The following is an 18,371-nucleotide window of genomic DNA, read 5'->3' as shown; positions in this document are numbered from 1 at the left end:
ACACGGCCTAACGCGGGGCTATCCGTTGCAGTTCTTTGGCTTGTTCTAAAATTTTCTCGAAGTCTTCTTCGCTCAACCGCTGAATGTAGTTGATTTTGAACTCTTCTAGGAAGTCGCACAGCAGCAGTTGTATTTCTTGCCAGGTTTGCTGCTTTTGCAGTTCGGTTCCTAAAGCTTGCCCGAAATGTTGGACTAGCTGGCTTGAGAGTTTGATGCTTATGGGGTCTTCGCTGGCGATTTTGAAGGCTTCGTAGGCATCTTGGGGGCCGAGGGTGACTAATTTGGAGAGTTCTGCAACTAATTGCTCTGCTAGCTGTCCGGGCAGATTTCCCAGGCCGGGTACTTGCTTCCATCCTTGATAGACGGGGGATTGTTTGAGGAATGTTTCAATATTGTACCGGAGGAGGGCTTCTAGGTCTGGCTGGAGTTGGGGGAGCACTTTGTAGACGGTTATTTGCACTAGATGGGTGGCGATCGCTTCTATTTCATTGATATTGTTGATGTCTAGATAGCGCTGTTTTTGAGATTGAAATAGTTGACGAGCGAGTTCGCCTGTGGTGATTGATTGTTGCATCTGGTTGATGAGTTGAATTACTACTACTTCGGTCAATTCTTGAGCGAAGTTGGCGACGAAACCTCGGCTGATTTGGGTGCGTATCGGTTGGAGATCTGGCATTTTGGCTTGGTGGATGCGAATTGTGACGGGTAATACTCGCAACAGGCGCCAGAATGGGAGGAGCAGAAAGATGTCGTACCATCGCCAAAGCATAGCTGATCGCCAAGTGACGGTGCGGTGGCGGCGGCTGATCAAGTAGGTACGGGCTAGAAATTCGATCGCGAATATGGCAATAAATGGCAGGTCGATTAGCCAGAAATTATCGGTGAATTCGCCGTTTTCTCCAATCTCGCGGAAATAGTTGGTGGCGATTAATGGCTTGATTTTGGAGTCAAACCACTTGATTTCTTTTGGCCAGCCTTGTTTGTTTAAATAGTCTTGGCTCCAGAATCTTTGGAATGATTGTTTAGCGGAGTCTTGGGGATTCGGGACGCGATCGCGCATCCGGTCTTTTATTTTTTCTAGGGTGCCACTTTTTGATGCTACTCGAAAGGGATCTTCGTCGATCATTTTAGCGCTCAGATTGTTTATTTCCTGCAATTTGGCTGCTACTTGGGGAGAAGGCAACCCTGTTTGCACTACTTGAATTTTTAATTCTTCTAAGGTTTCCAGATATTGCTGGGTGTCTCGGTGGGGTTTAATACCTTTAAATGGGTCGTATACTTGAGTGAGAACTGGCAGTTGCCGGAAGTAGAAATCTCGTCCGGGCACGTAAGTTATGTCAAATATTACTAGGCTTAAATTTCCCAGGGCGACCAGTGCCATGAACCGCTCGAACCAAGGTACTTTTGGTAATTTTTTTCGGGTGTTTGGAGTTGGAGAGGGCTGTAGTTTTGGTGTCACTGGCGATTCCTAATTAAATAGACCGATCGAAATAGATGTAACTGGTAATAGCTGAAAAAAAGAAACAGGAAAAACTGGCTAATTGTCTGGTCGCGCTCGGATTGCGATCGCGGAAGCTAGTCTTTATTTTAACGTGCGTTTGTTGGGGAGTTTTGGATTGTTGATTCCGCCTGGTTAGGTAATAAATTATGCTGCTAAAATATTAAAGTCGATCGAACTTGACGGAAGCTGTGGCTCCCGTTAGTGTGCTTCTCTCTGGCAATAAAATTATATCTCAGGCGGAATCCTCAGTTTTTTTGGCGTTGCAGAGCTCACGCGGCTGGTAATAAATTACTATTTCTGTTTGATCTGGAGGCTCTTTGACCGCTAAATCAAATGTATTGCACGGATCGGAGTCTAAGGTTAGATATGGACTTCGAGTTTGAGGTCAAACCCTCAAGAGAGTTATACTTGCTCAGGGGCAGTCTGGTGAGAGCGCCCCCTCTGATGGCGAGGGTGGCTGCCGCCTCCGTAAGGTTCGAGGTCTCGCCTCTACAAAAACCAGCTCGCGATCGGACTCTTGAATAATATAAAACCCTGAGTATAATTTTGTTCGCATTTTTTTAATATATGACATACTGCCTTAATCTCGATTGCCCAAGAGACAAGCGTCAGAACCCACCAGGCACAAAGTATTGTCTTAATTGTGGTTCCAAGCTGCTGCTAAAAGACCTTTATGGAGCAACTGAACCGCTGCGCGATGGGGGATTTGGCAGGACTTTCCGAGCTGTTAATCATGGAAAATTTGAAGAATTGTGCGTAATCAAACAGTTGTCACCTCCTCAAGAATTTCAGCGGAAGCCGGGTCATTTTAAAAAATATGTTCGACTGTTTGAGCAAGAGGCAAGGCGGTTATACGAACTGAAGCACCCGCAAATCCCTCAGTTAATTTCTTATTTTGAGGAAGATGGGCGATTGTATTTAGTCCAAGAGTTTATTGATGGCAATAATTTAAAGGATGAGTTAGATAAGTACGGTGCTTATAGCGAAATTAAAACTTGCGAACTGCTGTTAGATTTGCTGCCTTTATTGAAGTTTGTTCACGACAGAAATGTAATTCACCGCGATATTAAGCCTGAGAATGTGATCCGCAGATCTCGCGATCGTAAGTTAGTGCTGATAGATTTTGGGGTTTCCAAACAAGTAGTAGCTGCTGCTCCGACCAAAACAGGAACGAAGTTGGGAACTCCCGGCTACGCGGCTCTAGAACAGCGTCACGGTAGGGCGGTTCCTGCTAGCGACCTTTATAGCTTGGGGGTGACTTGCATTCGCTTGCTGACTTCTGTTATGCCTTATCTGGATATCTACGGGGACATTCACGATGACCTTTACGATCCGCTTGAAGGCCGATGGCTTTGGAGGGAGGCTTTGCCAAAAGGAACACAAATTAGCGACGATTTAGGTCAGGTTTTGGATAAGTTGATTCAGGAATATGTTAAAGATCGCTACAAATCGGCTGTGGAAGTTTTGGATGCTTTAAAACCTCCTGTTGTTGTTGTCCCCGTCATGGAAAAGTCGCAGCCGACAACGGTCATTAGTCCTTCGGTTCCGACTCAACCAGTGACTGATACTCCGCTAGTTTCTGTGAATTTAGAGTCGGAAAAAGGTATTGATTATTCTCACTTGGCAAGGCTGCTAGCTGCTAAAAATTGGCGTGGTGCTGATGAGGAAACTTCTGTGAAAATGCTGGAGGTGATGCAGCAAAATTCACGGGGTTATTTGAGTGAGGAAGATATTAGGAAGTTTCCAGCTAAGGAGTTGCAGACTATCGATCAACTTTGGGTGCGGCACAGTCACCGCAGATTCGGTTTTTCTGTGCAAAAGGGTTTGTGGCTCAAGTTGGGGGGAAAGCCTGGTGTTTATGATGCTACAGTTTGGGAGAAGTTTGGCGATCGCGTGGGCTGGCGGGTTAACAGCCAGTGGGTATACTATTCGGAGCTGAATTTTACTTCTAAAGCAAAGCCTGGACATTTGCCGGGGGGGACTGTTTTTGGGTGGGAAGGCGGGGTTTTGTGCGGTGTTTTGGGTTTGGGTGGCATCTGGTTTCTGCTGTCGCGGCGGGATTTGTAGAAGGAAGGTAGAAGGTAGAAGGCAAAATTTATTAGTCAGACTGCACCCCAAGCGAAGTCGAAGTGTTAGTCATGAAATATAGCCTTTCTCAGTAACATGAGGTGCACGCTTGATATAGGGCATCGGGCATCGGGCATCGGGCATAGGGAATACCTCACTTTATTGAGAACTGCTATAGTTTTGAGTTGGGAATTAAAGTGTTAACAAGTTTTGAGTTTAATCATATGTTGTGTAGAAAATAGCTCTAAAAAAAGCGACAAATAAGATATAATCACAAACCTTTTTTTTTGTGCTATGTTCTTAGAGAAGGGCAAGTTTGCAAAGTCAAAAGCCAGTCCTCGGCGGTGTCCAACCATGGGGAGTGGCTTTTGCTCCAATTTACCAAGGAGATTTATTTAGTATGTTGCAAGAAAAACGTCTCAAGCCGTGGACTATAGTTCGCTCGCTTCCAAATGTGGAAAAGGTGGTTGTGGGTGAGTTTCGCAGTTGGTCTGATGCAGACGGTCACTTGAAAATTCTCAAGCGGATGGTGCCGGCGGATCGATTGAGTGTTGTGTTCGATCCGGTAGTTCAAGCGTAACGTCGCTGGTAAATTGATCAGCGTGCGATCGCTCTTTGAGCTAAGCGATCGCCTCTTTTTTTAGATACTATTTTTTGACATAAAAAATGCGACCGCTAAACAGGCGATCGCAACTTGAATCATTGTCCTTAACTGCGGCGAATTTCAGTAATTTGGTCGGCAACATCCAAAATTCTTTGCGGCATGGATGGCCCGGTAAAAATCATATCCAAATGATGCGGCTTGCTGTCAATCAATGCCACCACTTCGGCTTCGGGAATCAAGCCCAAATTAACAGCTAAACTCAATTCATCGAGAATAACTAAGGAATAACGACCTTCGCGCACCGCATTTTGAACATATTGCCACAATTGTTCGATCGATCGCGTCTCCAGCTCATCTAAATCGGCATTCTCAATGCAGCGTGACAAATCGCAGCGCACCCAATCTAAATTTTGCCCCAGCCGCACCGGATGCTGATGCCCTTGATTAATTCCCCCTTTGAGGAACTGCACCGCTAGCACGGGAGCTCCCTGTCCTGCAATTCTGAGGGCTTGAGCCATGACACTGGTAAAAAAGCAGCGGTGCGGACCTGTAAAGACTTGCACCAGCCCTTGAACTGTGTAGGGCAAGCTGTGGTTTAAATTTAGTTTAGGGGTTTGTAACTGAGCAACCATAGGGCAATATTTAATCAGCAACTAAGTCTTGAGTGCAGCTCCGACCTTGGCGTGGCTGAAGCCTGCTTGACAATATATAGTGTACGGGGCCGAGTGCACATCGGATCGAACACTAGATATACAAGTTGTCAAAAGCTCGCGGCAGTGGCATTCGCAGTCGTTTGTGCGATTTTTGAACTCAATTAGCACTTACACAGAAACGGGGTTTTTTAGGAAAATACGGTGTGGAGCTTGACATTTATACAGTTATAGGGTGAAAAACCAAGGTGATGAGAGTCTCGCTGCGTCCAGGGCTTTTCAGAAAAGGTACACACATCGCGTAAAATTTGAATGTCGCGGCACTAGGAGCAGGGACTGTGAGAGTGGTGATTCTGGGAGGGCCAGGAGCGGGAAAGGGAACTCAGGCTGAACTACTGTGCAGCAATTTGAGCCTTCCTTTGCTCGCTGTGGGGGACATTCTACGGGAGGCGATCGCAGAAGACACAGATTTAGGCAAGCTGGCGGCGTCTTATGTCGAAAGAGGGGAATTAGTTCCCGACGCAACTATGATTGAATTCTTTCGCCGCCGGCTGCTGCTGTGGGATGTCTTTAATGGCTGGGTGTTGGAGGGATATCCGCGAACGGCTTTTCAAGCTGAGGAATTGGATTTTTTATTAGAGGATTTGGCGCAGGAGCTAGATTGGGCGATTTTATTGAAAGTGCCGATCGAGGTTTTGCTGAGTAGGTCGATCGAGCGCGATCGATCGGATGACCATCCTGAAATTTTACAGCGTCGCCTCGATTTGTTCCATGAACGCACTTTTCCTCTTTTAGAGTATTACGAATACCGCAACAAACTGTTAACTATTGATGGCGATCAATCCCCACACCAAGTCCAGCAGGATATTCTCAAATTAATCGAGGCTAAGGACCAATCGGCCTAAGATTTTAGATTTTAGATTTTAGATTGAATGACTGCATATTTACAGAATCAAAAAAAACCGGAAGATTAATACCAAATTTTAAAGTTTGAATGCCCAATTACCTATTACCAATCACCTAATATTATGTCTTTCCAGCGTCCAGATGGCAGACAACCAAATCAAATTCGTCCAATTAGTTTCGATCGACAGTTTACCAAATTTGCTAGCGGTTCCGTACTGGCGAAAAGTGGCGATACTCAGGTACTTTGCAGCGTTACAATTAAGCCGGGAGTGCCTAGATTTTTGGAGAATACCGGACAAGGTTGGCTGACAGCGGAATACCGAATGTTGCCGGGATCGACACCGCAGCGGCAAGAGCGGGAATTTATGAAATTATCGGGACGGACTCAAGAGATTCAGCGGTTGATTGGGCGCAGTTTGCGATCGTGCTTGGATATGCAATTATTGGGAGAACGCACAATACTTGTGGATGCGGATGTTTTGCAAGCGGACGCGGGGACTCGCACGACTTCAATTACTGGCGGGTTTGTGGCTGTGGCTGATGCTTTGAACAAGTTGGTGCAAAAAGGTGATTTAGTGCGATCGCCCTTGATTCGCCAAGTGGCGGCTGTGTCTGTGGGGCTTTTGGAAGGCGAACCGTTTTTAGATTTGAATTATGTTGAAGATGTGGCGGCGGAAATTGATTGTAATGTGGTAATGAATGGAGATTTGAATATCATCGAAATTCAGGGAACTGCGGAAGAAGGAAGTTTCAGTCGGAGTCAGTTAAATCAAATTTTGGATTTGGCAGAAACCGGGATTCAGGAATTGTTGGAGGCTCAGCGGCAAGCTCTTTAGACCGATTGATTTTAACCCCAATTGTTGGAGATGTCTGTTTGAATTTACGGTTGGGTGGGGACGGGTTTTCCGGTCTTGATGGCAACCGGAAATATTTTTGGTGAAAGCCACCCCTACAGATTTATTTACATTACACTTGACAAAAGTGGCGGTAAGTGCTATGCCTAGAAAAATAGACGGGGCGTTGATCACTCTGCCCTCCGAGTAGTAAAATCTACGCGATTAATGCAGGGACGCGAACAGCCATTGCTTTCAACTCCCCAAAACCTTTGATGCCGTCAGGCGATTAACTAAATTATTTCCGAGCAGGCTAGTGAATACTACCTGTCTCAAAAATCAAATGTCTGCACTCTGAGTAACAAGTTCGACAGACATTTCTTTCAGAGTAAATGGCTGAGAACTCCCAGCAGATCACGGTTACGGGCTGTTTGCAGCAATTTGTGAAGTAGTGCCGATGTTGCGGGTCGATCGCACAATTCGGCTGCTGACGGTGGCGGGATATCCAGACAGACAGGGGAAAATTACTCTCAAGCGCGAGATCGGGCGATCGTCGCGAATGCGGATCAGGGTGGCAGCAGAAAACGCGCACCATTTCTTTAAACTCGGTGGCCGGCAATTGTCTGTGGGCATCCACCAAGTCGTGCTGGGAGTGCCGACAATATTGCCCTTAAAGCCTGCTGCTGACTTGTTTGCTCGGATTGTGGTGATTTCTGGCTACGAACAGCAGGATTATTTTTTAGCGGCGGTGAATCGGCAACTGAAAATGCTGGGAGTGCGATCGGGCAATGCTGAAATTCCCCTCAATCAATACGGCGAAATCGCCAGAAAAACTATCAAAGTTAAGGGCGATACAAAAGTAGGTTATTCGGTGAAAATATCCGGGCTTACTGATGAAGATTCTTTGTTGGTGGAGCATAACGGTATTGGCGGCAAAGGACACATGGGAGGTGGTTTTTTTGTGCCTCACTGGGAGGCTAAATGAAAGTGAATTTTCCCCGACTTTTTGCTAAGTCTTTGCCCAAGGATTTTTCAAGGCTGCCTAAAGAAATTCAGTCAGCTCACTTTTTGCCCGGACATACTGCTGCGGTGTACTGTTCTGCTGAAATCATTCTCAACCGATTGCTGCCGATTATGTTGCGTCAATTAGGTTTGGGCGATGAATGGGCGAAATTGCTGTTGAAAACAACTTTGATGGGATGCTACATTCACGATTGGGGGAAAGCCAACCAGCACTTTTTGGGATTGATGGCAACCGAGTCAGTGCATTATCAAAAGCATCCTGACTGGCTACAAACGATTAAATCAGAATTGCCAACTAACGAAAGAAATCAAGTCCAACAAATAATCCGTCACGAAATTTTGAGCGGCATTTTGGTGCTGCAAGTTCCCGAATTTAGGCAGTGGCTGGAAAGTTGCGAAGATGTCGATTTGTTGGTGGCTGTTTGGGGGGCGATCGGACACCATCTCAAAGTCGCTCCAACAAAGGAATTTGTCAAAACTAAGGGCTGCGGCAATGCCCCGCTTTATGTATTTTGCCAGCACAAAATTCCTTCTAAACCAGATTCAAAACCCGTCCGAGATGATTTTAGGGCGCTGCTCAAAATTGGGACTGGCAGCCAGTTAAAATTGCCGCCAAAACTACCCAATGTCAAAAAATCAAATTGGACGCAGGAGGAACTAAAATATGCTGTTGAGGCAGTAACAGACGAATGCGAAGCAATGGCAAAAACTGTGGGGCGAAATAGCGATCGCCAGCGGTTCATTGCCGCAGTGAAAGCGACTGTCATTGCAGCGGATATCGCAGGTTCTGCGGTGCCGGAACTCGCAAATCAGCGACAAGGGTTGAGGCAAGTTTTGGAGCAAGTATTGAGCCGGGAAGATTTACAGCAGGTTATCGATTCCCGGCTCAATAAAAAGCAGCCGCGGGGTTTTCAAAAGTCTGTTGCTGCGACAAAAAGTAGAATTACTTTAGTTAAAGCTGGTTGCGGAACTGGTAAAACAATTGCTGCTTATTTGTGGGGATTAAATTGGGCCATTAATAGAAAGCTGTTTGTGCTTTATCCTACTACGGGGACGGCCTACGGGGACGGCTACTCAGGGCTTTTTGGATTACGGCACTTTGACTGCGGCTGAAACAGCTTTAATGCACTCTCGCTCGAACATCGATTTAGAGGTGTACCAAGCTTTGATTAATGAAAATGACGACCACGTTGAAAATGAGTCGAGACTGCAAAGTTTCAAAGCTTGGATTGCCAAACTCATCGTTGGCACGGTAGATTCAGTTTTGGGATTGATGCAGAACAACCGCAAGCCGATTTATGCGTGGATTGCGATCGCCCAAGGTGCTTTTGTGTTTGATGAAGTTCACGCTTACGATGACAAATTGTTTAGCGCTTTGCTGAGATTTATTCAGACATTTAAAGGCGCGCCGATTTTGCTGATGAGCGCTAGTTTCACTCAGGAACAATTGGCAAAAATCTACGCTACGGTGGCGGAGTTGGGCGAAGAGATGACCGAGATTGAAGGCCCGAAAGATTTGGAGGATTTGCCGCGCTATCAATTTCAAGTAGTTGAAAGTTCCACCGATGTCATGGTGGATGTCGCGGCTGCTTTAGCAGCAAATCAAAAGGTTTTGTGGGTCAACAATTCTGTAAAAAGTTGCGTTGACACTTACAATTTTGCTGTGAATGAGTTAGTTAAGTACCCGAATTTAGATTTTTTGCCTTTAGTTTACCACGCTCGATATCGGTACAAAGATCGAATCGATCGCCATTCTCAAGTCATGTCAGCTTTTTCGCAGCAAACTAAAGGCGTGCTGGCTGTCACCAATCAAATCTGCGAAATGTCCCTCGATTGGAGTGCCGATTTGCTGATAACGCCATTTGCAATTTTTGCGGCGCTGATTCAGCGGCTGGGGCGGCTTAACAGGCAAGTTGAGTTTGATGCTACTGGCAATTTGGTACTAGCATCGGGACGAATTTGCCAAGCTATATTTTATCCGACTAACACTCCTTATCCTTATACGGGAGAACAGGTAAAAGCTGGTCAAGAATTCGTTCGAGAACTTGCGGAATTGGGGGAAATTTCGCAGACTGATTTAATGAAGGCGGCTCTCAAAATCACCGGCAAACCGATCGCCGAATATGACTCTGCATGGCTTGACGGCTTGTGGTGTACCAGTCGCGAATCTTTGCGAGAGCCTGGGAATACCATTAATGTGATTTTAGCAGAAGATAGGCAAAATATAGAGAAAATTGCAGAGGAAAAAAGGGCAAAAAAAGGCATCAGTAAAAATAAGGCTTTGGCTGAGGAAGCACTAAAATGGGCGGTTCCGGTGCGGCTTCCCAGTTTTATTTCTAAACTCACAGATTGGAAAAGATTTCAAAAATTTTATCCGATCGCCCCAACAGATGCCGTGATTTACAGTGAGGTAACGGGAGCTTGTGAACAGTACAAATGTTGAAATTGATCTTAACTTGCACAGCCCGCATTATACGGATATGCACGCGGCGGGTTTGGCTGGTTTGTGGATGACTTTAAAGCAATTTAATCGGGAGGGAATTAGTTATGATAAACTGAAATGGGAGCTGGGCGAATATGAAGTCGCGCTGAATATTCAAGGCAGTCATTTAGAGGCGCTCGAATGGTTGATTCAACAGTCGTTTTTGCTGAATGACGGATTGATAGGATTCCGGGGAATCGATTCGGAAAATCTCTGGTCGGAGTCCAGAGTGGCGCTGCATCAAGGATTGTTGAATACTTTTTTGCAGCAAGGGATACTTTCTAAAAGCGACGGCATAAAATCTCAATCTTTTGAGATTGATGAGGGCGAGTTGCCGCTAGTAGTAAGTTACAAGTCGCTAACTGAATACAGCCATCAAAAGTTTGCTAAAAATTTGTGCGATCGCGCGGGTTTCCTGCTAGAGAAACCCTTGGCAGTAGCGGGCTGGCTGAATCCAGGCGCTACAGTCAAACACACTGCTTTCACAGGCAAAACGAGCATCGAACAAAACGCTTTAGATGCTTTAGTGTTGCTTTACGCGCCCGTAGTTTGCTGTTATTTCAAAATTCGATCGTTCGCAAAAGGAGAAAAAGCATCTGCGGCTTTGATAATTCCTGAAATCTTGAATCTCAAACAGTTTGCTGAAACTAGAATGAGTTACGCCAAACGCCATCAAGCGTACAATAATTTTCATGCTTCCGGGATTGGAGATGCAGCGCTGCGTTTTTTAGTGACTTACGAATCCGCAGTAGAGATTGCGAAAACTTACAAAGTTAGCCGCTGCCGCGCTGTGATTTTTGGGAAAACGCCGTGGAATCAAAAGCAAAAATCTCCGACGGACAAGTATTCCGTAACTGCGGATGCAAAAATCTGTGCCGCTTATCAGAAAGCGCAAAATGCTTTCAAGGATAAGTATGTAGTTTACGGAGATTCGGGCAGTGCCATTGTCCCCAGCTTGGCTAAAGGTTTAATCGCTGATGCTTTGATTAAACACCTTCCTTGGTACGGAGAATTGGCGGAGAAAATAACTAGCAAAGAATTGTTCGATCGACTGTGTTATGAAAGTAAAGGATTTCGAGATATGGTAGAATATGCGGAGTGGAAAGAAGCATCCCACGGGCGGTTTGTTGAGGCTTGTCACGATGCTTTGAGAGGAATTTACGCTGGTTCTTTTAAGCAAGGAAATGCTGAAGCCAAGCGCCAAAATGCTAGCGAAGAACACGGCAAAAATTTAGGTGAAAAGCGGATATCCGATGAGCGGGAAAAAGTGCGAGCGAAAATGATTCGCTGCAAAAACTTTTCAGCATTCTGTTATTTCATCACGGAATTTTGGTCGAAAGCAGGCTTTTCGCGAGTGCAGCAAGAATATCAAGCAGAATTGTGGAATTTAGTATTAGATGATTGGGAAATGGCAAGAAATTTAGTCTTGCTTTCCCTCGTCAGTTACAAAGGCAGGAAATCTGCTGAATCGCCGCCTGAATTGCCAAGCAGCAATCGGGTGGAGGTTGAAGATTCTGATGTTGATTTAGATGAGGATGATGGGGATGAGGAAGAGGATGACGATGATGATGATGATGGTGAAAGCGTGCCTTTGCCATCATCCCTTCGCAATTTACGTTAGGCAGAACTTACGCACACACTATATCTGTAACTGAGGAAATACCATGACTTATCATTTGTTTGGCAACATTTTGACCAATTACGGCATCGCTGCTAACAACCGGGGTTAAAACCAAGGTAACGTGACAACTTTGCAGCGCTTAGCATGGAAAAATTCGCTGCGGACTACTGTATCTGCGGAGGCGATTCGGTGGGCAATTCGCTATCAGTGGCAGTTTTTAGGAGAAGATGTCAACCGCAAATGGGATGATGATAAAAATGAAAATTATCGCGTTCAAGAAGGTGTTTTCGATCCTGAAATCTACATTGATGATGATGTTTTGGGTTACATGGATGCGAAAGCGGCAACGGAAGATATCAATAATGATGGGGTTCCAGAGTCGAGCGACACCAAACCAACTGCTAAAGGCGGCAAGGCTAAAGCTAAACTGAAAAAAGGGGAAAGCATTGCTCGCAGGGGGGTGCTAGAAGTGACTCGCGCGATTTCTTTGACTGCGGATACTGGCGATTTGTTTTTTGGCTCGACTAGCGGCAAAAAAGACCGGAAATCTATTCATCAAACGGAGGCTCACGCTACTCGCTATCAGTACGGTTTTGCGATGACTCCGCACCGTTTGAAGGTTGCGAATCGGGTGATTTCTGTTTTGGATGCTTTGGCTTCTCTCGGAGGTGTTGCGGGAAATCACGCTCGGTTTCTTTACGATTTTTCTCCTGAAAGTATTGTGCTCAGGTGGACTCACGATTTTGCTCCCCGGATTCTTTACTGCTTTGAGGAAAATCGCAAAGGGGAGATTTCAATATCGGATTTGGTGCGCCGCATTGAGGCTGGAGATATTGACCCGAATGAGGTGTGGATTGGCGGTGCAATTTCTGTCGAGCCGGAGGTGGAAGAATTGGAGCAATTGGGTGTGAAAGTTTTTCGGGGAATTAAGCCGGCGGTGAGGGATTTGCAGTCTGTGATATTGTCGGATATCGATCGGGAGGCTGCATGATCGGGTTGCGAATTGAAGTGCCAATTGCTTGTTGGCGGCAGTCTTATGCGCGGGAATATGCGGAAAGTTATCCGGTGCCTCCGCCGGCCACGGTGTACGGAATGCTGCTGTCAATGGTGGGGGAAATTAACCGCTATTCTCACTGTGGCTGTAAGATTGCGATCGCCCTTTTGTCTGCTCCCAAAAGTTCGACTTTGCTGCGGACTGTTCGGCGGGTGAAAGTTGCTAAGGAGGAGTTTGCCGCAGGCAATGCGCGGCCGGATTTTCAGGTGTTTCTGACTGGTATTGATTTGGGAATTTGGGTGGATTTTGGCGGGGATGTTGGCAATCCCAAGCTGTTAGAAAGATTGCGGGAGGCAATTTGGCGCCCGGAGTCGGTGAGTAGATTTGGTGGGGTTTCGCTGGGGGAAAGTCGGGATTTAATTAATTCTGTTTTGCTGTGGCCGGATGAGTTTGAAGCTGATATTTGTCAGTGGTTGATTTTAGATCGAAATGGGTATTTGGCTTTGCCTTGCTGGGTGGATCATGCGGGTTCTAAAAAGACTAGGTGGCAGCGCTATGTTTTGGCTGATGCTGGGGATTTTTTGCTGGCGGATGTGTTGGCTGGGGTTGATTGCTGGAGTTCGATCGGGCCTGAGTAATTGCAAGGATCTCTGAGTGTAACGGGTTTTTGGGTGCGCGTAATGTCTGGCTTGTTTGTGGGGATTGGTTTTGAGGTTGTTGTGTTTGATGTTTGGGTGCTTGCACGGTTTGAATGCTTTGATTGGTGAGGGTTTGAAATGTGCGATCGAACTGCTTTGATGTTGGAAGGAGGTTTTAAGGATTTAGTCGGGCAAGGTGCTTGCAAAAATGGTTTGGAGGGTTTATTCTTTAAGGGGTTGGGCGATGGGTCTGAAATAACCTTTGATGCCGTTAGGCGTTGATCACATGGGATTCCCGCTGAATTGGGCGGAGTCGGTGCTGAAATAACCTTTGATGCCGTTAGGCGTTGATCACTTTCTCCTCTTCTATATCTTTGACTCCCAATTATTCTGAAATAACCTTTGATGCCGTTAGGCGTTGATCACCGATCGCTGATTTGGAAAACCCACGCCAACGCTACCCTGAAATAACCTTTGATGCCGTTAGGCGTTGATCACAAGTATTTTCGAGTCCACCCCGTTATGCGTTCGCCTGAAATAACCTTTGATGCCGTTAGGCGTTGATCACGCAATATTTTCGTCAAAATATCGAAGAAAATTTTTGGCCTGAAATAACCTTTGATGCCGTTAGGCGTTGATCACGTAAAGGGAATTGTGGTTTCTCTCCCCTTGTTTTCTGAAATAACCTTTGATGCCGTTAGGCGTTGATCACGGTTTCATGGTCACGTTGCGTGTACTGAATATGGTGTCTGAAATAACCTTTGATGCCGTTAGGCGTTGATCACATCAACCGCGCTTGTCAAGACAATTCTATCTTGGCAAAATGTGATGGTGGAGGTAGTAATAATTCTAAGCATTATATTTTTAAATAAGATTTGCATAAATTAGTTAACGAGATAGGAATTGAGATCAAAATTGCTCCTTACCCTCCTTATACATCTAAATATACTCCCAGAGAACATCGACTTTTTCCTCATATTACCAGGGCCTGTCAAGGAGAAATTTTTACAAATTTATAATTAGTGAAAGTTTTCGTGGAAAAAACTCAAACTAAAACCGGACTATCTGTAGCTGTAAATATCCTTAATAAAGTTTATAAAACTGGTCGAAAGGTGGCTAATAATTTAAAAAATACTATGCAACTTGTTTTTGACGAATTTTTGCCCAAATGGAATTATCGAGCTATACCCTAACCTGAGTAATTCATTAAATTATTTATTTTTAATTTCTTAACAAGTTTGCGATAATTATTTAAGCTATCCCTTGTACTATGTCCTCTATTTTTGGGTAAAAAAAACCAAACTTAGACGATTATTCTCTAGCAATATATGACTAAACATTTATCATTCAAAAAGCTCTGTAAAAGCATTTACTAGAAGTGCCAGATACAGTTGTCTTTCTGATTACGTCCGTTTTAAGATGTCATAGTAAAAAGTATATTGACCCAAAGCTTGCTCTAAATCTGCAATTCTAGACTCTCTGATAAAACTTTTAACTTCAACGGCTATCTTGCGATCGTTGTTCTCAGCAGCTAATAGCTGTTCGGCACCAAGATCGATAGGTTTCTCTTCGCCCAAGCCAAGGGATACGGATCTTGGGTAGTTGTCAAGCCAGCCTTAATGAGAGCCTGTTTGACAACTTGATGATAAATGTCTCTTGCTTGCACGATCGCTCTCTTTTGCGATCGAGGTTGACACTGACTATTATAATGTGCAGAAGTCTCAACCATTATTCGAGAAATTCAATCTGAAACAACACGATCGCCCGTTAGCGAAGCCCTCGAAGAGGATCGCCCCACCCAAATAGTCCTGAACCCACATCCAGGCCAGAAACCGGGTTTCTTCCTATATCTCTAGCCCAGAATCTGCGATTTTTCATAGAAACCCCGTTTCTTCGCGTAACTCCTACCAAATCAAAATCTGGCAATACGCTAAATATAATTAAAATTTGTTAAGATTAACTCGACCTCAGCGCCGGCATCCCATCCGCCGCTAAACCTGCCCTTCCCCAGTCCCCACAACAATGCTGCGACTCGAACACATCAGTAAAATTTACCCCACAGGCGTCGTACTCAAAGATGTCACCTGGGAAGTCAAACCGGGCGATCGCATCGGCTTAGTCGGCGTTAACGGTGCCGGTAAATCCACCCAACTCAAAATCATCGCCGGCGAAATCGAACCCACCGCCGGCGAAGTTATTCGCCCCGCCAGCTTGCACATCGCCTACCTCTCCCAAGAATTTGAAGTAGATCCGACTCGCACCGTCAAAGAAGAATTTTGGCGTGCGTTCAGCGAAGCCAACGAAGTCCATGAATCCCTAATGCAAGTCCATCGAGACTTGGAAAACTCCTCCCCAGAAAATCTCGACGAACTGATCCACAAAATGGATCGGCTGCAACGGCAATTTGAAGGCTTAAACGGCTACGGTTTAGAAGCCCAAATCGAAAAAATTCTGCCCGAAATCGGATTTGAACCCGAAGATGGCGATCGATTAGTCAGCGCCTTCAGCGGCGGCTGGCAAATGCGGATGAGTTTGGGCAAAATTCTCCTCCAAAAACCCGACATCCTGCTGCTAGACGAACCTACCAACCACCTCGACTTAGAAACGATCGAATGGCTGGAAGTTTACCTCAAAGGGCTGACAACCCCAATGGTAATCGTATCCCATGACCGAGAATTTCTCGATCGGCTCTGCACTCAAATCGTCGAAACTGAACGCGGTGTTTCCAGCACTTACCTTGGCAACTACTCCTCCTACCTGCTGCAAAAAGCAGAAGCCAGAGAAGCCCAACTCAGCGCCTACGAAAGCCAGCAAAAAGAACTGGAGAAACAGCAAGCATTCGTAGAAAAATTCCGCGCCAGCGCCACTCGCAGCACCCAAGCCAAAAGCCGCGAGAAACAGTTAGACAAAATCGAACGCATCGAAGCCCCCACCGGCGGATTAAAAACTTTGCATTTCCGCTTTCCCCCCGCACCCCGCAGCGGCCGCGAAGTAGCAATAATTGAAGATTTGGTGCATACCTACGGCGAAAAAATCCTATTCTTGGGAGCAGACTTGTTAATTGAAAGGGGCGATCGTATAGCCTTTCTAGGCCCCAACGGCGCGGGCAAATCCACCCTGCTGCGACTGATTATGGGTTTAGAAAAGCCTTCTGAAGGTACAGTGAAATTGGGAGGCCACAACGTCATCCCCGGTTACTTTGAACAGAATCAGGCAGAAGCCTTAGATTTGAATAAAACCGTGATGGAAACCATTCACGACGAAGTACCGGACTGGAAAAATGAAGAAGTTCGGACTTTGTTGGGGCGGTTCTTGTTTACCGGCGAAACAGTATTCAAACAAGTCGGCGCTTTGAGCGGCGGAGAAAAAGCCCGTCTGGCTTTAGCAAAAATGCTGTTGACTCCCGTGAATTTGCTAATTTTGGACGAACCGACCAATCACCTCGACATTCCGGCGAAAGAGATGATGGAAGAAGCGATTCAGAATTATGACGGTACGGTAATTATCGTTTCGCACGATCGCTATTTCATCTCCCAAGTTGCTAACAAAATAGTCGAGATTCGGGACGGAGAGTTTCGCCCTTATTTGGGAGATTACCACTACTATCTCGATAAAATAGCTGAAGAAAAAGAGCTAGCCAAGTTAGCAAAAATTGAAGCAGAAAAAGCCGCTAAAAAAGCCGAAAAAGAGGCAAAGAAAAAAGCTGCCGCTAAGCAAAAATAAACTTGCATCCCTCGCAGATAAACCTTAAATCCGCGTTTATCTGCGTGTAGCTGCAGTTAAAAAAAAAAGATTATTAACTAACCCAAAATTCGATTAATCATTTGATTCGCCTGGGAGTCGTAACTCCCACCAAACAAATTAAAATGATTTAAAATGTGATACAGATTATAAAGAGTTTTGCGTTCTTCATACCCTGAATCCAAAGGCCAAACCTGATTATATCCCCGGTAAAACTGCGCCGGAAATCCACCAAATAGCTCAGTCATCGCAAGATCAACTTCTCTATCTCCAAAATATGCCGCCGGGTCAAAAATCACCGGTTCCCCCGCAGATGTAACCCCCGCATTTCCCCCCCACAAGTCCCCGTGAACTAGCGAGGGTGGAGGTTCATAACCCGCTAACAATTCAGGAATCATCTCTAATAAACGTTCCCCTTGTGGAAAATGACCGCCCCGACGCCTAGCCAATTTTAACTGATAACCAATCCGATGTTCTGCCCAAAATTCTGCCCAGTTTGCCGTCCAATTATTAATTTGTATAGTTGATCCGATCGTATTATTAATATCCCACCCAAAAACTCCCCTCCACAAGCCCGAATTAGGCTCTTCTCCCCCCCTTGTCAAGGGGGGGTTGGGGGGGGTGTATTTGTGCATTTCGGCGAGTTTTCGCCCCATTTCTTCCCAAGCTCGATCGCCACCGCGACTTCCCAAATCCAGCCATTCCAGCACAATATAAGCTGAATTTCCCTCAGTTCCCCAGCAAATCGGCTCAGGTACTCGAATCGTCTGGGTTTCCCCCATTTGCTGCAAACCCCGCGCTTCAGCTTCAAACATCGCGACTTGGGAAGCTTGATTGATTTTCGCGAAGTAAGCGCGGCAACTGCTGCTGATATAATAGCCTTGATTTATGCAGCCCCCGCTGACAGAACGCCGATGGTCGAGAGAAAATGTTTCTCCGGTTGTTTCACAGATATGCGCGGCAATTTGGTCCCACATAGCATCAAATCGTTTTGAGGGCGATCGAAATTAGTTTAACAGGTATGGCAACTTAATCAGCAAAAACAACAAAGCCCCTATCTGAAGCTCAGAAAGAGGCTGTGTAATGTCAAATATAATCCGAGGCATTGATCTATTTTTGAGCGGCAGTGAAGGGCCAAATATCTTAGGCACATGGGCGTTTAACAAGCGAGGTGGGGATGGTATCCGAGTGGTGTCAGTGCGTGTGGCGACACAAGCAAAAAAAAATAAGGGAGAAAAACGCTGAAGACTGCAGAGAATTAAGTCATCATCCTTACCATGTAGAAAGAGAGGTCAAGCCCTCGGTCTATTA

At 45.7% G+C, this 18,371-nt stretch carries 13 protein-coding genes, 3 pseudogenes and 1 CRISPR repeat array; of the genes and pseudogenes, 12 read left to right on the top strand and 4 right to left on the bottom strand.

Annotation, left to right across the window (positions count from 1 at the left end):
• Nucleotides 1-7: 7 nt before the first annotated feature.
• Nucleotides 8-1,459 carry a hypothetical protein gene (locus QUA57_RS11550; protein WP_333060924.1) on the bottom strand — a complete coding sequence of 484 codons (1,452 nt, stop codon included), beginning with the start codon at nt 1,457-1,459 and terminating at the stop codon, nt 8-10.
• 609 nt (nt 1,460-2,068) lie between these two features.
• Here QUA57_RS11550 and QUA57_RS11545 point away from each other — a divergent pair.
• Entirely contained in the window at nt 2,069-3,568 is a 1,500-nt protein-coding gene (locus QUA57_RS11545) for a GUN4 domain-containing protein (protein WP_333060923.1), read from the top strand.
• A gap of 316 nt (nt 3,569-3,884) precedes the next feature.
• Nucleotides 3,885-4,148, top strand: a complete 264-nt coding sequence (locus tag QUA57_RS11540; RefSeq protein ID WP_333040959.1) for a hypothetical protein — start codon at nt 3,885-3,887, stop codon at nt 4,146-4,148.
• 128 nt (nt 4,149-4,276) lie between these two features.
• Here the strand turns inward: QUA57_RS11540 and QUA57_RS11535 are convergent, their stop codons facing one another.
• On the bottom strand, nt 4,277-4,804 hold the full coding sequence (locus QUA57_RS11535) for a P-loop NTPase family protein (RefSeq protein WP_333060921.1): 528 nt from the start codon (nt 4,802-4,804) through the stop codon (nt 4,277-4,279).
• A gap of 356 nt (nt 4,805-5,160) precedes the next feature.
• Between QUA57_RS11535 and QUA57_RS11530 the strand changes: the two genes are divergently transcribed.
• From QUA57_RS11530 to QUA57_RS11490, 9 genes and pseudogenes are all read left to right on the top strand, one after another.
• A complete protein-coding gene (locus QUA57_RS11530; protein ID WP_333060993.1) occupies nt 5,161-5,727 on the top strand; it encodes a nucleoside monophosphate kinase in 567 nt (188 codons plus the stop codon).
• A gap of 123 nt (nt 5,728-5,850) precedes the next feature.
• On the top strand, nt 5,851-6,564 hold the full coding sequence (rph, locus tag QUA57_RS11525; RefSeq protein WP_333060920.1) for a ribonuclease PH: 714 nt from the start codon (nt 5,851-5,853) through the stop codon (nt 6,562-6,564).
• A gap of 412 nt (nt 6,565-6,976) precedes the next feature.
• Nucleotides 6,977-7,546 (top strand): annotated as a pseudogene (cas6, locus tag QUA57_RS11520) (type I-MYXAN CRISPR-associated protein Cas6/Cmx6); the annotation flags it as partial.
• The gene (locus tag QUA57_RS11515; protein WP_333251107.1) at nt 7,543-8,697 is read left to right on the top strand and encodes an HD domain-containing protein; all 1,155 of its coding nucleotides are present in this window, start codon (nt 7,543-7,545) and stop codon (nt 8,695-8,697) included. The pseudogene cas6 and the gene QUA57_RS11515, both read left to right, overlap by 4 nt.
• On the top strand, nt 8,615-10,027 hold the full coding sequence (cas3, locus tag QUA57_RS11510) for a CRISPR-associated helicase Cas3' (RefSeq protein WP_333060918.1): 1,413 nt from the start codon (nt 8,615-8,617) through the stop codon (nt 10,025-10,027). The genes QUA57_RS11515 and cas3 overlap by 83 nt, the downstream gene beginning before the upstream one ends.
• A complete protein-coding gene (gene cas8a1 / locus QUA57_RS11505) occupies nt 10,008-11,687 on the top strand; it encodes a type I-MYXAN CRISPR-associated Cas8a1/Cmx1 (RefSeq protein WP_333060917.1) in 1,680 nt (559 codons plus the stop codon). Before cas3 ends, cas8a1 begins: the two co-directional genes overlap by 20 nt.
• 121 nt (nt 11,688-11,808) lie before the next feature.
• On the top strand, nt 11,809-12,678 hold the full coding sequence (locus QUA57_RS11500; RefSeq protein WP_333060916.1) for a type I-B CRISPR-associated protein Cas7/Cst2/DevR: 870 nt from the start codon (nt 11,809-11,811) through the stop codon (nt 12,676-12,678).
• The gene (gene cas5, locus QUA57_RS11495) at nt 12,675-13,319 is read left to right on the top strand and encodes a type I-MYXAN CRISPR-associated protein Cas5/Cmx5/DevS (protein WP_333060915.1); all 645 of its coding nucleotides are present in this window, start codon (nt 12,675-12,677) and stop codon (nt 13,317-13,319) included. The genes QUA57_RS11500 and cas5 overlap by 4 nt, the downstream gene beginning before the upstream one ends.
• A 250-nt stretch (nt 13,320-13,569) precedes the next feature.
• Nucleotides 13,570-14,104: a CRISPR direct-repeat array (repeat unit 36 nt; unit sequence CTGAAATAACCTTTGATGCCGTTAGGCGTTGATCAC).
• 90 nt (nt 14,105-14,194) lie between these two features.
• A pseudogene (locus QUA57_RS11490) lies at nt 14,195-14,512 on the top strand (ISAzo13-like element transposase-related protein).
• 210 nt (nt 14,513-14,722) lie between these two features.
• On the opposite strand, the pseudogene QUA57_RS11485 reads toward QUA57_RS11490, so the two are convergent.
• A pseudogene (locus QUA57_RS11485) lies at nt 14,723-15,048 on the bottom strand (element excision factor XisH family protein).
• Nucleotides 15,049-15,341: 293 nt separating this feature from the next.
• Here QUA57_RS11485 and QUA57_RS11480 point away from each other — a divergent pair.
• Nucleotides 15,342-17,042, top strand: a complete 1,701-nt coding sequence (locus tag QUA57_RS11480) for an ABC-F family ATP-binding cassette domain-containing protein (protein ID WP_333040974.1) — start codon at nt 15,342-15,344, stop codon at nt 17,040-17,042.
• A 77-nt stretch (nt 17,043-17,119) separates the two neighbouring features.
• On the opposite strand, the gene QUA57_RS11475 is transcribed toward QUA57_RS11480, so the two are convergent.
• Nucleotides 17,120-18,037, bottom strand: coding sequence for a fructosamine kinase family protein (locus QUA57_RS11475; protein WP_333060913.1), 918 nt, complete (start codon nt 18,035-18,037; stop codon nt 17,120-17,122).
• Nucleotides 18,038-18,371 lie beyond the last annotated feature (334 nt).

This window comes from Microcoleus sp. Pol7_B2, assembly GCF_036701035.1.
Classification (GTDB): Bacteria; Cyanobacteriota; Cyanobacteriia; order Cyanobacteriales; family Microcoleaceae; genus Microcoleus.
This window is presented reverse-complemented; position numbering and strand designations above follow the sequence as displayed.